The sequence below is a fragment of the Pseudomonas sp. SDO524_S393 genome (assembly GCF_054071875.1).
The window spans coordinates 23,321-38,835 of sequence record NZ_JBSVVZ010000003.1 but is presented as its reverse complement, the minus strand read 5'-3'; the positions used below and the strand labels follow the sequence as shown (position 1 = coordinate 38,835).

Annotated in this window: 14 protein-coding genes; 5 read left to right on the top strand and 9 right to left on the bottom strand. The window is 60.1% G+C overall.

Going from position 1 to position 15,515, the window contains the following annotated elements:
- The first annotated feature begins 10 nt into the window (after nt 1-10).
- Both ACW9IB_RS02530 and ACW9IB_RS02525 read left to right on the top strand, forming a co-directional pair.
- Nucleotides 11-580: a CsiV family protein gene (locus tag ACW9IB_RS02530; RefSeq protein ID WP_457412145.1), complete on the top strand. Its 570-nt coding sequence runs from the start codon at nt 11-13 to the stop codon at nt 578-580.
- Between the two features lie 9 nt (nt 581-589).
- Nucleotides 590-3,295, top strand: a complete 2,706-nt coding sequence (locus ACW9IB_RS02525; RefSeq protein ID WP_457364599.1) for a DEAD/DEAH box helicase — start codon at nt 590-592, stop codon at nt 3,293-3,295.
- A gap of 32 nt (nt 3,296-3,327) precedes the next feature.
- On the opposite strand, the gene nagZ is transcribed toward ACW9IB_RS02525, so the two are convergent.
- Nucleotides 3,328-4,338 (bottom strand): beta-N-acetylhexosaminidase, encoded by a 1,011-nt coding sequence (gene nagZ, locus ACW9IB_RS02520; protein WP_457364600.1) that lies wholly within the window; start codon nt 4,336-4,338, stop codon nt 3,328-3,330.
- Between the two features lie 141 nt (nt 4,339-4,479).
- The gene (psrA, locus tag ACW9IB_RS02515; protein WP_457412143.1) at nt 4,480-5,187 is read right to left on the bottom strand and encodes a transcriptional regulator PsrA; all 708 of its coding nucleotides are present in this window, start codon (nt 5,185-5,187) and stop codon (nt 4,480-4,482) included.
- 263 nt (nt 5,188-5,450) lie between these two features.
- Here psrA and lexA point away from each other — a divergent pair, with 263 nt between their 5' ends.
- Together lexA and sulA are read left to right on the top strand one after the other, a co-directional pair.
- Nucleotides 5,451-6,059, top strand: a complete 609-nt coding sequence (gene lexA / locus ACW9IB_RS02510; protein WP_003172575.1) for a transcriptional repressor LexA — start codon at nt 5,451-5,453, stop codon at nt 6,057-6,059.
- Between the two features lie 10 nt (nt 6,060-6,069).
- A complete protein-coding gene (sulA, locus tag ACW9IB_RS02505; RefSeq protein ID WP_457412141.1) occupies nt 6,070-6,543 on the top strand; it encodes an SOS-induced cell division inhibitor SulA in 474 nt (157 codons plus the stop codon).
- 53 nt (nt 6,544-6,596) lie between these two features.
- Here sulA and ACW9IB_RS02500 read toward each other — a convergent pair whose 3' ends face one another.
- From ACW9IB_RS02500 to ACW9IB_RS02470, 7 genes are all read right to left on the bottom strand, one after another.
- Nucleotides 6,597-6,830, bottom strand: coding sequence for a hypothetical protein (locus ACW9IB_RS02500; RefSeq protein WP_017254451.1), 234 nt, complete (start codon nt 6,828-6,830; stop codon nt 6,597-6,599).
- Nucleotides 6,831-6,962: 132 nt separating this feature from the next.
- A complete protein-coding gene (locus tag ACW9IB_RS02495) occupies nt 6,963-7,484 on the bottom strand; it encodes a DUF6586 family protein (RefSeq protein ID WP_457364603.1) in 522 nt (173 codons plus the stop codon).
- A gap of 126 nt (nt 7,485-7,610) precedes the next feature.
- Complete coding sequence (topA, locus tag ACW9IB_RS02490; RefSeq protein WP_457412139.1) at nt 7,611-10,232, bottom strand: type I DNA topoisomerase; 2,622 nt, start codon at nt 10,230-10,232, stop codon at nt 7,611-7,613.
- A 114-nt stretch (nt 10,233-10,346) separates the two neighbouring features.
- Nucleotides 10,347-10,583, bottom strand: a complete 237-nt coding sequence (locus ACW9IB_RS02485) for a DUF1653 domain-containing protein (protein WP_457364605.1) — start codon at nt 10,581-10,583, stop codon at nt 10,347-10,349.
- A gap of 97 nt (nt 10,584-10,680) precedes the next feature.
- A complete protein-coding gene (fadA, locus tag ACW9IB_RS02480) occupies nt 10,681-11,856 on the bottom strand; it encodes an acetyl-CoA C-acyltransferase FadA (RefSeq protein ID WP_457364606.1) in 1,176 nt (391 codons plus the stop codon).
- A 29-nt stretch (nt 11,857-11,885) separates the two neighbouring features.
- On the bottom strand, nt 11,886-14,033 hold the full coding sequence (gene fadB / locus ACW9IB_RS02475; RefSeq protein ID WP_457364607.1) for a fatty acid oxidation complex subunit alpha FadB: 2,148 nt from the start codon (nt 14,031-14,033) through the stop codon (nt 11,886-11,888).
- A gap of 488 nt (nt 14,034-14,521) precedes the next feature.
- The gene (locus tag ACW9IB_RS02470) at nt 14,522-14,959 is read right to left on the bottom strand and encodes a hypothetical protein (RefSeq protein WP_457412137.1); all 438 of its coding nucleotides are present in this window, start codon (nt 14,957-14,959) and stop codon (nt 14,522-14,524) included.
- A gap of 105 nt (nt 14,960-15,064) precedes the next feature.
- Here ACW9IB_RS02470 and ACW9IB_RS02465 point away from each other — a divergent pair, with 105 nt between their 5' ends.
- On the top strand, nt 15,065-15,505 hold the full coding sequence (locus tag ACW9IB_RS02465) for a universal stress protein (protein WP_457412134.1): 441 nt from the start codon (nt 15,065-15,067) through the stop codon (nt 15,503-15,505).
- Nucleotides 15,506-15,515: the final 10 nt, after the last annotated feature.

Here is a 15,515-nt window from a genome sequence, read left to right as displayed (position 1 = left end):
GACGCCCCCAATGCGCCTGTTCCGCATGCTGAGCCTGTTGATGGTGGTAGTGGCACCTGCGGCGTTCGCCGACAGCCCTTACCAGGTGGAAATGATCCTGGTGCGCCAGAACGCGGAGCCAGTGATCAACAGCCGCGCCGCGCCGGAAAACTGGGATGCCGGCGCCACGCGCCTGGGCAGCGACACACTGAGCCCGCCACGCCTGAACAACATCGTCGACAAGCTCAAGGCCGACAACAGCTACACCGTGCTCGCGCACAAAGCCTGGGAGCAGAACCTCGGCGAACAACCGGTCAAGATCGCGATCACCGACGGCCAGGAGCAGTTCGGCCAGTTCCCCATCGAAGGCGTGCTCAATCTGCAACTGGGTCGCTTCACCGATATCGACGCGGACTTCTGGATCAACCAGTTCGACGGCAACGGCAGCGTGGTCGCCAGTGAACACTTGGCGCAGAAAGATGTGCGCACCAAGAACAACCAACTCAACTACCTGGATGGCGGCCACCTGGCGCTGCTGATCAAAATCACCTCGCTGACCGCCAAGCCCCCCAGCGCACCACCGCCCGATATTCAGGACTGATCCCGCGCCATGTCCGTGACGCCGTCGTTGACCAAACCCCTGGCCCCATCGTGGGCCAACCGTTTCAAGGAGCAAAGCCTGGAGCGTGGGCGGCGTTATGCCCTGGAGAACCGCGTACGGATCGTGGAGTCCGGCGACAGCACTATCGTCGCCAGTTGCGAAGGCTCGGGCGGCAACGTCTACCGACAGACCATTGCCCTGCGCGAATCGGCCAAGGGCACGCTGATCCTGGTGGACAGCCGTTGTACCTGCCCGGTGCACACCAATTGCAAACATATCGCGGCGGTCTTGCTCAAGGTCCAGGAAACCCTGGCCTACCCCGCCGCCGCCCAGGATGCCGAGCTACTGGAAAAACTCCAGGCGGTGCTGGATAACCGCGTGGTGTTGCCACAGGTGGTAATGGAAGACGTGCAGCCCGTGCCGCGCCTGTGGATGGCCAGCGTCGAGTTCAGTGCGTTCGAGCCGCGCAACGGCAAGATGCAACGCTATATCCAGCACCGCGCGGCGCTGGCATTCAACTACCTGGACCATTACGTCAGCGGGCAGAAAAACGCGGACATCATCGTGCGCCAGGAAACCCAGACCCTGCGCATCAAGCGCCACCCCGAACAGGAACAGCGCTACCGCGAACAATTGCGCCTGCTGGGGTTCAAGGTCGCCACGCGCCAGAGCAAAGCCCTGCCGGAGAGCGCCGGCGAGCTGTTCGAGATGGTCAACGACAGCGCCTGGCTGACCTTCACCCTCAATGCCACACCGACCTTGCGGGCCGAGGGCTGGGAACTGTTGATCGATGATGATTTCGGCTTCGACCTGAGCGCCGTCGACGACTGGTACGCCACGGTCGACGAAGGCCCCGAGCGTGACTGGTTCGACCTGGAGCTGGGGATCATCGTCAATGGTCAGCGGCTGAGCCTGCTGCCGATCCTGCTGAACCTGATGCGCTCGCACACCGAGATCCTCAACCCGGAGAAACTCGCGCGGCGCCGCGATGACGAGTTGATCCTAGTGAATATCCCCGGCCTGCCCAATGGCCACGGCCCGATACAAGTCGCGTTGCCCTACGGCCGCTTGAAACCGGTGCTGGCGACCCTCGGCGAGTTTTACCTGCAGGACACCGGCACCACCGCACTGCGCCTGGCCAAGGCCGACGCGATTCGGCTGAACCCGCTGGAAGACATGCCACTGCAATGGGAAGGTGGCGAAAAAATCCGCAACTTTGCCCAGCGCTTGCGTGATATCCGCGACTTCACCTGCGTAGCGCCCGAAGGCTTGAACGCCACCTTGCGCCCGTACCAGCTGGAAGGTTTGAGCTGGATGCAGTCGCTGCGCCAACTCGAGGTGGGCGGGATTCTCGCGGATGACATGGGCCTGGGTAAAACCTTGCAGACCCTGGCGCACATTCTCAGCGAAAAAATTGCCGGACGTCTGGACCGACCGTGCATGGTGGTGATGCCCACCAGCCTGATCCCCAACTGGCTGGACGAAGCTGCGCACTTCACCCCGCAACTCAAGGTCCTGGCCCTGTACGGCGCGGGGCGCAAGAAGCACTTCACGTCCTCCAAAGGCCTGGGGCTTTCGGACTACGACCTGCTGCTGACCACCTACGCTCTGCTGCCCAAGGACATCGAACACCTGGCCAAACTGCCCTTGCATGTGCTGATCCTCGACGAAGCCCAGTACATCAAGAACCCCACCAGCAAGGCGGCCCAGGCGGCCCGCGAGCTGAATGCGCGACAGCGCCTGTGCCTGAGCGGCACACCACTGGAGAATCACTTGGGCGAGCTGTGGTCGCTGTTCCACTTCCTGTTGCCGGGCTGGCTCGGCGACGTGAAAAGCTTCAATCGCGACTACCGGGTGCCCATCGAAAAGCGCGCCAGTGATGTGCGATTGCAGCACCTGAACGGTCGGATCAAACCCTTCCTGCTGCGCCGCACCAAAGAACAAGTGGCGACCGAGCTGCCGCCCAAGACCGAGATCATCCACTGGGTCGACCTCAATGAGGCCCAGCGTGACGTGTACGAAACCATGCGCCTGGCCATGGATAAAAAAGTGCGCGACGAGATCACCCGCAAAGGCGTGGCGCGCAGCCAGATCATCATCCTCGAGGCACTGCTCAAGTTGCGTCAGGTGTGCTGCGACTTGCGCCTGGTCAACGAAGCCACCCTGCCCGCCCGTGGCAGCAGTTCGGGCAAGCTCGACAGCCTGATGGAGATGCTCGAAGAACTGTTCGCCGAAGGCCGACGCATTCTGCTGTTTTCCCAGTTCACCTCGATGCTCGGCCTGATCGAGATCGAGCTGAAAAAACGCAATGTGGCCTACGCGCTGCTCACCGGCCAGACCCGCGACCGGCGTACACCCGTGAAAGACTTCCAGAGCGGCAAGCTGCAGATTTTTCTGATCAGCCTGAAAGCCGGCGGCGTCGGATTGAACCTCACCGAAGCCGACACCGTGATCCACTACGATCCATGGTGGAACCCGGCCACGGAAAACCAGGCTACCGACCGCGCCTACCGCATCGGTCAAGAGAAGCCGGTGTTCGTCTACAAGATGATTGCCCGGGGCACGGTGGAAGAGAAAATCCAGCACCTACAGAAGGAAAAATCCGATCTGGCGGCGGGTGTGCTGGATGGGCGCACAACGGGAGATTGGCAGCTGGGCAACGAGGATATCGAAGCGCTGTTTGCGCCGCTGCCCAACAAACAAGAGAAGCGCTGACCGTTACACCGCATTCGGGCGCAACGCAGTCTTCAGTCAATCAACTGAGCATCCCGCAATGCAGTCAGCGCCGCCAGCCAGCGCGGATCCTGCTTGTAGTCCGTCGACGCAATCGCCTGGCCGCGCATGCGCGCAATACGTGCCGAAGGCTTGACCCCCAGCCGCTGGGCCGCACTCAGCGCCAGTTCAGCCGCCGCACGATCATTGCACACCAGCCCCATGTCGCAACCTGCCGTCAGTGCCGCTTCGATGCGGCTGGCGGCATCACCCACCACATGCGCTCCGGCCATGGACAGGTCATCGCTGAAAATCACCCCATCGAACTGCAACTCACCGCGCAGAATGTCCTGCAACCAGCGGCGCGAGAAGCCGGCCGGCTGGGCATCGACCTGCGGGTAGATGACATGGGCCGGCATCACGGCCGCCAACTGCCGGCTCAGACGGGCGAACGGCACCAGGTCATGGGCGCGAATCTGCTCCAGGCTGCGCTCGTCGTTGGGGATCGCCACATGGGAATCGGCCTCGGCCCAACCGTGGCCGGGGAAGTGTTTACCCGTGGCGGCCATGCCCGCGCTGTTCATCCCGCGGATAAAAGCACCGGCCAGCAGCGCTGCGCGCTCGGGGTCGCCTTCGAAGGAACGGGTGCCGACCACGGCGCTGCGTTGATAGTCCAGGTCCAGTACCGGGGCAAAACTCAGGTCGAGGCCAACCGCCAGAACCTCGGTGGCCATGATCCAGCCGCATTGCTCGGCCAGGTACTCGGCATTGGGGTTGTCCGCCAGCGCACGCATGGCCGGCAAGCGCACAAACCCCTGACGCAGACGCTGTACGCGACCGCCTTCCTGGTCGACCGCCAGCAGCAGATCCGGACGCACCGCACGGATGGCCGCGCTCAACTCACGAACCTGGCGTGGATGCTCGATATTGCGCGCAAAAATGATCAGGCCGCCCACTTCAGGTTGGCGCAACAGGTGGCGATCTTCAGCCGTCAGCCAGGTGCCGGCAACGTCGACCATCAAAGAACCTTGCAGGGCAGCACTCATAAACCTTCCTTAAATAACGCACACAACCCAGTATGCTCACGACGCGGTACACGCGGTGAGCACACTGGGTCATGAATCAATGGCTGAAATCGGCATGGCGGCTAGCTTAGCGCAAGCAAAAGGCTGCGCCCACCCGAGCGGTCAAACCTTGGAGGGAGACACCGAGGACTTGCTGCGCGGACGCAATTGGGCCGCGATCATGGCAGGGTCGGTAACCCCCGTGTCGGCACGCATACCGGCAGCCAGGAAGGGCACCATCAGGCGCATGACCTGCTCAATCGAGGTGTTGACGCCGAAGTCAGTCTCGGCGATGGCACGCAACGCCTTGATACCGGACATGCTGAACGCCGCGGCGCCGAGCATGAAGTGCACGCGCCAGAACAGTTCGATGGGCGGGATGCGTGGCGCAGCGTCGTTGACCAGCAACATATAGCGGCGGAATACCTTGCCGTACATGTCTTCCAGATAACGCCGCAGGTGGCCCTGGCTCTGGCTGAAGGCCAGGCCCAGCAGGCGCATGAAGATCGACAGGTCGTTGCCACTGCGCGGTTGAACCACCAGCGCCTGCTCGACCAGGATTTCCAGCAGTTCTTCCAGGCTCGGCTTGTGCTCAGGCTTGGTCTGACGGCGCTCGAGCTCACGGTCGAGACTCGCGCAGAATGGCCCCAGGAAGCGCGAGAACACTGCCTGGATCAGGGCTTTTTTCGAACCGAAATGATAGTTCACCGCCGCCAGGTTCACCCCGGCCTTGCTGGTGATCAGGCGCAATGAAGTTTCAGCAAATCCTTTTTCCGCGAACAATTGCTCGGCAGCATCGAGAATGCGTTCAACGGTTTCCGACTGGGCCATGGCTACTCCGCCTGACAAACACTTGTTTGAAACATACGTTTCAGGGTGTGTCTTGTCAAGCCTGCGAGGCCGTTTTCCGGCCAGGCAGTCATCTATTTCATGCGTATTTAATCACATCCCGCAAGGTCTGTAGGCAGCGCTATCCATGGCTTGTCGGAAGGCTGACGGATGACCGTCCAGCGGAGTGCCTGAAAAGGAGGATTGCCAAGTGCAGTTCACTGTATATAATCCCAGTCACTGTATAAAAAGACAGAGCGATCAACATGCTAAAACTGACGCCACGCCAAGCTGAGATTCTGGCTTTTATCAAGCGCTGCCTCGATGACAACGGCTATCCGCCCACACGAGCTGAAATTGCGCTGGAACTGGGGTTCAAATCCCCAAATGCCGCTGAAGAACACCTCAAGGCCCTCGCGCGCAAAGGTGCGATCGAGATGACCCCCGGTGCTTCACGCGGCATTCGCATCCCAGGCTTTGAAGCCAAGGCGGATGAATCGACCCTGCCGATCATCGGCCGCGTAGCCGCCGGTGCGCCGATCCTGGCGCAGCAGCACGTCGAGGAGTCCTGCAACATCAACCCGACCTTCTTCCACCCTCGCGCCGACTACCTGCTGCGGGTACACGGCATGAGCATGAAGGACGTAGGCATCTTCGATGGCGACCTGCTGGCCGTCCATACCACCCGCGAAGCCCGTAATGGCCAGATCGTCGTCGCCCGGATCGGTGATGAAGTCACCGTCAAGCGCTTCAAGCGCGAAGGCAGCAAGGTCTGGCTGCTGGCCGAGAACCCTGAGTTCGCCCCGATCGAAGTGAACCTGAAAGATCAGGACCTGGTGATCGAAGGCTTGAGCGTCGGCGTCATTCGCCGCTAACGGAGGCATCATGCAGCTCGTGCACACCCCGCAACACACACAACTGTCGCTGTTCGAGGCCTTTTTGGCCCAACCACTTGCGCCTATCCTCAAGGAAACGGTCGAGGCGCCCTGGAGTGCCGAACCTGAGGCATTCAGTGAATTGTCGTTGCGCGGTACGGCCGTGAGCTGCCTGAGCCTGCTGGCGCCAGTGCTTCGAGAGCTGAGTGAGGAACAGGATGCTCGCTGGCTGACGCTGATCGCCCCGCCCGCCAGCCTCACCCAGGCCTGGTTGCGGGACGCCGGCCTCAACCGAGAACGCATCCTTCTGCTACATCCCCGCGGCACCCAAAGCGCCCAGCAACTGACCTGCGAAGCCCTGCGTCTGGGCCGCAGCCATACGGTGGTGAGCTGGCTGAACCCGCTGAATGCCAGCGCCAAACAGCAGTTGATCAGCGCCGCTCGCACAGGTGATGCACAGAGTTTGAATATTCGACTGGGCTGAAAACACAGAAATTACCCGTGGTGTCCGGGCTTTCTTGGACTACTTCACTGAACTCAGTGAAGCACCCGCGGGCCGTCTTCCTTCTCCGGCTCACCTTCCGCCAGGCGGCCAGCCATCTGAACGCCCACGCTCAACATGGCTTTTGCCACTTCCACGTGCTGGCCTTGCAGGAATGCCTTGGCGTCCTCGGAAAAATCCAGAATGACCAGAGAACCTTCGTCCTCAGCCCGACGCAGCTCGATTCGGCCGTCAGGCAACTCAACAATTTCAAGAAAGGACGTCGGCATAAAAGTCTGTTCTCCACGAAAGGCCGGGATTATATCAGTCATACACCCGGCCCCGCAGAGGATCTGAAGAGGTTTCTTTACGGCTTGATGAACGGTGCCTGTTTATTCGTCGGCAAACCGACGCCTACGCCCTCAGCACTCGTTCAGACCTTCACGGAAACGCAGCGCCATCTTTTTCAGCTCCTGGCGCCAGCTCTCGAGCTCTTCGCGGCTCAAGGGTTTCGGTTCATCTTCTTCCAGAGCCACGGCCACGATCAACGGTTGCGTCACATCGCCCTTGGGCACATGAGGAATGCGTGGCGGCTGGAACATGTCCGCGTGCGCCTTGAGCAGGCGCGCAACCCAGCTATCCGGGCTCTGGGCCATTTCCACCAGCTCGGCCAGCTCGGGAATGGCCATGGTCTCCAGCACTTCACGGGTCATGATCATTTCCGCCCGGGGCGACCCCGCCTGAGGCAAGCGGTAGAACCCGGCGATTTCATGGCAAAGGCCCAGCAAGGCGCCGTATAGGTGGAATAACGCCGCCTCACGCCCCGCCTGAACCAACGCGATGGCATTCATCTCCTTCCCTTCTTCAGCACGGCCAAGAGCTTCCAGGGACAAACCCGCAAAGTAAATTTTCTGATTGGTACGGGTATAGAGTTCGTTGGCCATGACGGCAGTCTCCACAACGAAAAAGCGAGATACTGGCTCAACAGTGTCACGGATCAGCCGAGCACACCGCAAGCGCAAAAAAAGGCCGCCTATTCAGGCGGCCTTCCTATTTGGCAGATTAGTCGATCAAGCGCCCTGGCGCTTGTCCTCCACCTTCCACTTGCCACCCTCGTAGAACGCTTTCCAGCCGGTAGGCTTACCATCGACTTCGGATTGCACGTACTGCTCCTTGGTCTTGCGGCTGTAGCGGATCACGGCCGGACGACCATCAGGGTCTTTCTTCGGCGCTTCGCACAGGAAGTGGTATTTCGGATCGATCTCATCTTTGTGCGGCACAATTTCCAGCACCAACGGCGCGCGCGTCTCGCGGTTTTTCGGGAACTGGCTGGCCGCCAGGAACAGGCCCGAAGCGCCGTCACGCAGGATGTAGGTGTCGTCGACCTTCTCGCACTTGAGTTCCGGCATCTTCACCGGATCCATCTTCGGCGGCGCCGCATCACCGCTTTTCAGCAGCTTGCGGGTGTTCTTGCAGGTCGGGTTGGTACAGCCGAAGAACTTGCCGAAACGACCGGTCTTGAGCTGCATCTCGCTGCCGCATTTATCGCACTCCAGGCTCGGGCCTTCGTAGCCCTTGATGCGGTAGGTGCCCTCTTCGATCTCGTAGCCGTTGCAATCCGGGTTGTTACCGCAGATATGCAGCTTGTGCTTTTCGTCCAGCAGATAGGCGTCCATCGCCGTGCTGCAGATCGGGCACCGGTGCTTGCCACGCAGCACCAACGACTCGGACTCACCCTCGTCATCGGCAGCGATTTCATCACCAGGCACCAGGTTGACGGTGGCCTTGCAGCGCTCTTTCGGCGGCAGGCTATAACCCGAACAACCGAGGAACACGCCAGTGGACGCCGTACGGATCTGCATGGGGCGACCGCAGGTCTGGCACGGGATGTCGGTCATCACCGGCTGGTTGGCGCGCATGCCGCTGTCAGGGCTTTCAGCCACTTCAAGTTTCTTCTTGAAGTCGCCGTAGAACTCATCGAGCACGTTCTTCCAGTCGCGTTCGCCCTGGGCCACGTCATCGAGGTTCTCTTCCATGCCGGCGGTGAAGCCGTAGTCCATCAGGTTGGAGAAACTCTCGGACAGGCGCTCGGTCACGATGTCGCCCATTTTTTCGGAATAGAAACGACGGTTGTGCAACGCGACGTAACCACGGTCCTGGATGGTGGAAATGATCGCCGCGTAGGTCGAAGGACGACCAATACCGCGCTTCTCCATCTCTTTCACCAGGCTGGCTTCCGAATAACGGGCCGGCGGCTTGGTGAAATGCTGGGACGGGTCGAGCTTGATCAGTTTCAGGTTGTCGCCCTGAGCCATGTCCGGCAGCACGTCGTCATCGCCAGGCTTGGTGATTTGCGGCAGCACACGGGTGTAACCGTCGAACTTGAGGATACGGCCCTTGGCACGCAGCTCGAAGTCGCCTGCACCCACGCTGACGGTAGTGGACAGGTACTGCGCCGGCAGCATCTGGCACGCCAGGAACTGGCGCCAGATCAGCTCGTAGAGGCGCTCCGCATCGCGCTCCATGCCACTGAGCTTGGCCGGCGTGGTGTTGGCGTCGGAAGGACGAATCGCTTCGTGGGCCTCCTGGGCGCCCTCTTTACTGCTGTAGACGTTTGGCTTTTCCGGCAGGTATTTCTTGCCGAACTCGCTTTCAATATAAGTACGCGCCATCGCCACCGCGTCCAACGACAGGTTGGTGGAGTCGGTACGCATGTAGGTGATGTAGCCGGCTTCATACAGACGCTGGGCCATCATCATGGTTTTCTTCACACCGAAGCCCAGGCGGTTGCTCGCCGCCTGCTGCAGGGTGGAGGTGATGAACGGCGCCGACGGCTTGCTGCTGGTCGGTTTGTCTTCACGCTTGATGATGCTGTAGCTGGACGCCTTGAGTTTTTCCAGCGCAGCCATGGCCTGGGCTTCATTCAGCGGCTTGAACGCCTCGCCTTCCTCGCGGGCCACTTCGAAACGCACATTCGCGCCCTTGGCGGTGCCGAGGTCGGCGTGCACTTCCCAGTATTCTTCCGGGTTGAACGCGCGGATCTCGCGCTCACGCTCCACCACCAGCTTGACCGCTACCGATTGCACACGACCAGCGGACAAACCACGGGCGATCTTCGCCCACAACAGCGGCGAGACCATGTAGCCCACGACACGGTCGAGGAAACGCCGGGCCTGCTGGGCGTTGACGCGGTCGATATCCAGCTCGCCGGGCGTAGAGAAGGCTTCCTGAATGGCTTTCTTGGTGATTTCGTTGAACACCACGCGCTTGTAGCGGCTGTCATCACCGCCGATGGCTTCCCGCAGGTGCCAGGCAATGGCTTCCCCTTCGCGGTCCAAGTCCGTTGCGAGATAGATGGTGTCGGCATCCTTGGCGAGCCGGCGCAGCTCTTCGATGACCTTTTCCTTGCCGGGAAGGATCTCGTATTTGGCCTTCCAGCCATGGTCCGGGTCCACCCCCATGCGCGAGACCAGCTGCTTGCGCGCTTTCTCTTTGGGTGAAAGGGCCGGGGCTTCGCCTGCAGCCGCCTTGCCGCGCTTGGCAGCGGGCTCTTTGGCGGCACTGGCCGAACCACTGGTGGGCAAGTCGCGGATATGGCCGATACTCGACTTCACCACGTACTCGTTACCCAAGTACTTGTTGATGGTCTTGGCCTTGGCCGGGGATTCCACAATGACCAGCGATTTGCCCATGGATCGGAAAATTCCTGAATTCGAGAAGTGAAAGGCAGTTGGCGCCTGTCGCGGCAACGCTATATATAGTGGCAACCGGGTGAGGTCAAGCGCAGCATTCTGCGCGGCCTGCCGTTATTGCCCTGAAAAAAGACTGGGTTCAACCTGCACCAAAGCAAAGCGCGGGACCCGCTTGCCGTCAACTTCGACGGTCTCCAGGAACATCTTCAACGGACGTACCCAAAAGCCGTAATCGCCATACAGCGCTTGATAAAACACCACTTCTTCTTCGGTCTCGGAGTGCCGCGCCACATTGAAAACGCGGTACTGCGGCCCCTTGTAATGCTGATAGAGCCCGGGTTCGACTTTCATGCTCTGGCCCTCTTACAAAATTTGTTAAAAAAAAAATACAAAATCGCCAAAAAACAAAAACCGGGGCACTGGGCCCCGGCTTCCGTCAGCCCAACGCTTAAACGCGTTCGAAGACGGTGGAAATGCCTTGGCCGAGGCCAATGCACATGGTGGCAACCCCAAGGTTGCCGCCATTTTGCTTCATCACGTTAAGCAAAGTGCCGGAGATACGAGCACCGGAGCAACCGAATGGATGTCCCAGGGCAATCGCACCGCCGTGCAGGTTAACCTTCTCGTTCATCTTGTCGAGTACTTTCAAATCTTTCAGCACCGGCAGGGCCTGTGCGGCGAAAGCTTCGTTGAGCTCGAAGAAGTCGATGTCGTTGATGGTCAAGCCCGCGCGCTTCAAGGCTTTTTGTGTAGCCGGTACTGGACCATAGCCCATGATTGCGGGGTCCACACCCGCCACCGCCATCGAACGGATCACGGCCAGCGGCTGGATACCCAGGTCCTGGGCACGCTGCGCCGACATCACGATCATGCACGAGGCACCGTCGGTGATCTGCGACGACGTACCGGCAGTCACGGTGCCGCCCTTTGGATTGAAGGCAGGCTTCAGGGCCGCCAGGCTTTCCAGGGTGGTGTCCGGACGAATGGTTTCGTCGTAGTCGAACAGCTTGAGGAAACCGTTTTCGTCATAGCCGTTCATCGGGATGATTTCATCCTTGAACTTGCCTTCGACGGTCGCCTTGTGGGCGAGCTGGTGAGAGCGCAGGCCGAACGCGTCCTGGGCTTCGCGGGTGATGCCGTGCATCTTGCCAAGCATTTCCGCGGTCAGGCCCATCATGCCCGAGGCTTTTGCCGCGTACAGCGACATGTGTGGGTTAGGGTCGACGCCGTGCATCATGCTGACGTGGCCCATATGCTCCACACCGCCGACCACAAACACGTCACCGTTACCGGTCATGATTGCCTGGGCAGCCGTGTGCAGCGCGCTCATCGACGAACCGCACAGGCGGCTCACGGTCTGACCGGCCGAGGTGTGCGGGATCTGGGTCATCAACGACGCCATGCGCGCGATGTTCCAGCCCTGCTCCAGGGTCTGGTTGACGCAACCCCAGATCACGTCTTCGACTTCGTTCGGGTCGACCTTGGTGTTGCGCTCCAGCAACTTGCTGATCAGGTGCGCCGACATGTCCTCGGCGCGGGTGTTGCGGTGCATGCCGCCCTTGGAGCGGCCCATCGGAGTACGACCGAAGTCGACAATCACGACGTCTCTTGGATTCAAGCTCATAACTATTCTCGCTCTAGTCGACTGGGCACTTAACCAAAGAAGCGCTGGCCGTTCTTGGCCATTTCGCGCAGCTTCGCAGTCGGGTGGTACAGCGGGCCCAGATCAGCGTATTGATCAGCCAGGGCAACGAATTCGGCGACACCGATGGAATCGATGTAACGCAGCGCACCGCCACGGAACGGAGGGAAACCAATGCCGTAGACCAGACCCATATCGGCCTCGGCAGCGGTTTCGACGATGCCGTCTTCCAGGCAACGCACGGTTTCCAGGCACAGGGCGATCATCATCCAGTTGATGATGTCCTCGTCGGACACCTCACGCTGCTCGTAGATGACCGGCGCGAGCACTTCGTGCACCGACGGATCGGCCACCTTCTTCTGCTTGCCCTTCTTGTCGGCCTCGTAGGCATAGAAGCCCTTGCCGTTCTTCTGACCCAGGCGCTTGGCCTCGTACAGCGCGTCGATCGCCGAGCGGCGGTCGTCTTTCATGCGGTCCGGGAAGCCTTCAGCCATCACGTCACGACCGTGGTGACCGGTGTCGATACCGACCACGTCCATCAGGTAGGCCGGGCCCATGGGCCAGCCGAATTTCTCCATGACTTTATCGATGCGCACAAAGTCCACGCCGGCACTGACCAGCTTGGCGAAACCGCCGAAGTACGGGAACAGCACGCGGTTGACCAGGAAGCCCGGGCAGTCGTTGACCACGATCGGGTTCTTGCCCATCTTCTTGGCGTAGGCAACGGTGGTGGCCACCGCTTCTTCGCTGGACTTCTCGCCACGAATCACTTCCACCAGCGGCATCATGTGCACCGGGTTGAAGAAGTGCATGCCGACGAAGTTTTCCGGGTGCTTGAGGGCCTTGGCCAGCAAACTGATGGAAATGGTCGAGGTGTTGGAGGCCAGGATCGTGCCTTCCTTAACCTGGCCTTCGACTTCAGCCAGTACCGCTTGCTTGACCTTCGGGTTCTCGACAACGGCTTCGACCACCAGGTCGACATGACCGAAATCGCCGTAGGACAGCGTAGGACGAATACCATTAAGCACTTCAGCCATCTTCGCGGCGGTCATGCGACCTTTATCAACGCGGCCCACCAGCAGTTTGGCGGCTTCCGCCAGACCCTGCTCGATGCCGTGTTCGTTGATGTCCTTCATCAGGATCGGCGTGCCTTTGGAAGCCGACTGGTAGGCGATACCGCCGCCCATGATACCGGCGCCGAGCACGGCAGCCTGTTTCACGTCCTTGGCGATTTCGTCGTAGGCCTTGGCCTTTTTCTTCAACTCCTGATCGTTCAGGAACAGGCCGATCAGGCTTTCGGCGACCGACGTCTTGGCCAGCTTCACGAAGCCTGCCGCTTCCACTTCCAGGGCTTTGTCGCGACCGAAGTTCGCGGCCTTCTGGATGGTCTTGATGGCTTCAACCGGCGCCGGATAGTTCGGGCCGGCCTGACCTGCCACGAACCCTTTGGCGGTTTCGAACGACATCATTTGCTCGATGGCGTTGAGCTTGAGTTTTTCAAGCTTCGGTTGGCGCTTGGCCTTGTAGTCAAATTCGCCGCTGATGGCGCCCTTGATCAGGTTCAGTGCCGCATCAGCGAGTTTTTCCGGCGCGACCACGGCGTCTACAGCGCCGACTTTCAGCGCATCTTCAGCCTTGTTTTCCTTGCCGGAGGCAATCCACTCGATAGCGTTGTCGGCGCCGATCAGGCGCGGCAGACGTACGGTGCCGCCGAAGCCCGGGTAGATGCCCAGCTTCACTTCCGGCAGGCCGATCTTGGCGGTCGCGGACATCACGCGGAAGTCGGCGGCCAGGCACATTTCCAGGCCGCCGCCCAGGGCGATGCCGTTGATGACGGCAACGGTCGGCACGTTGAGGTCTTCGAAATCGCTGAAAATCTTGTTGGCTTCGAGGTTGCCAGCCACCAGCTCGGCATCGGGCAGCTTGAAGTTATCGACGAATTCGGTGATGTCAGCGCCGACGATAAACACGTCCTTGCCGCTGGAGACGATCACGCCCTTGACCGAAGTATCTGCTTTGATGGTGTCTACGGCCTGACGCAGTTCGTTCAGGGTTAGACGGTTGAACTTGTTGACGGACTCGCCCTTGAGATCGAACTTCAGTTCGACGATGCCACTTTCAAGAGCCTTAACCGTGATGGCTTTACCTTCGTAAATCATCAACTGATCTCCACGATATGGAAGCTGAACAGTACACATTGGACGCTGGCCTCTGGTTGGACATTGATGATTTGTTCAATGTTCACGCCAATCCGCCAGGCACACCCGCCAACGCGATAGTCGGGTTTCTGTATGAGTCGTCCGACAGACAAACGCTCAATTCATACGCCCGTTTGATTTGGGTACGCCACCTTCATCCAATTCCGGCCAATTGTCAATCGCCCGAAAGGGCAGGAAAAACGCGACTTTCCAGTCATTTCAGAACCCCCACCATAGGCCCGAGACTCGTCAATATTCAAATATTCACGAAATCAATAATGGAAAAGGTGTGGGAAAAGGCTGTACAGATCGGGATATCCCGCTAGGCTAGCGGCTATCCGAATGCGCCAGTCAGAATACCCGGCGCGGTACACCGACTTACCGGCCTGCCTGGCCAACTCCAGCCCGATGATGATGTCGGGCTTTTTATTGCCCGCACGAAATACGGGTCAGGCCAGGGCCTTCAACAAGGCATCGATGTCGTTGAGCACGCTCGCCTCGCCTTTTTCGCCCCAGTACACAGCGATCATTTGCGCGTCCGCCTCGATCTTGTAGACATTGGCCGGCAGCGTCGAAAAATATGGCAACAACTTCTCGTCCACGCACACCTCGCGCCACTGATTGACCCAGACGCCCGGCTCCGGCTGCCAGTAGCTCCAGAGGGCGGGCGCACTGCCGCGTCGTGGCCGCAGATACTGTGCGCAAGGGCTCGGCGGCTCCTGCTGGAACCAGTGCGGCCACTGCTGGGGCGCCAGTTGCATGGTCAGCCCGATACGGCGCGCTTCCATGCGCAGGGCCATGCGCCCGCTCTGGTGGCGCGAGGGACGCAGCCACGCCAGAGGGCTCAGAACCACTGCAAGGATTGACACCACTATCCAGACCGTCATATGTGTACTCCCGAATTTACAGTTGAGCGGATTTGACCTGACGCAACCCCATCCGCTTGAAAGCAGCCATACTGAACTTATTGCAGTCCCCTGGAGGAACGCCCCATGTCCTACGAACATATTCTGGTCGCTGTCGACCTGACCGAAGAGTGCGATCCAGTGATCAAGCGCGCCCGCGCGTTCGCCATCGCCAGCGGCGCCAAACTGTCACTGGTGCACATTGTCGAACCCATGGCCATGGCCTTCGGCGGCGACGTGCCCATGGACCTGTCCCAGTTGCAGCAACAACAGTTCGATCAGGCCAAGGAGCGCCTGGAACGCCTCATCGTCAAATACCCGGAAGTGACCAAGGAAAATTCCCACCTCACTTACGGCCAGCCGCGCCAGGAGATTCATCATCTGGCCAAGGAGCGGAACTGTGACCTGATCGTGGTCGGCAGCCACGGTCGCCATGGCCTGGCATTGCTGCTGGGCTCCACCGCCAACGACGTGCTGCACGGCGCGCCATGCGATGTATTGGCCGTGAAGCTGGTAAAAGCCTCGTAAGAATACAGAG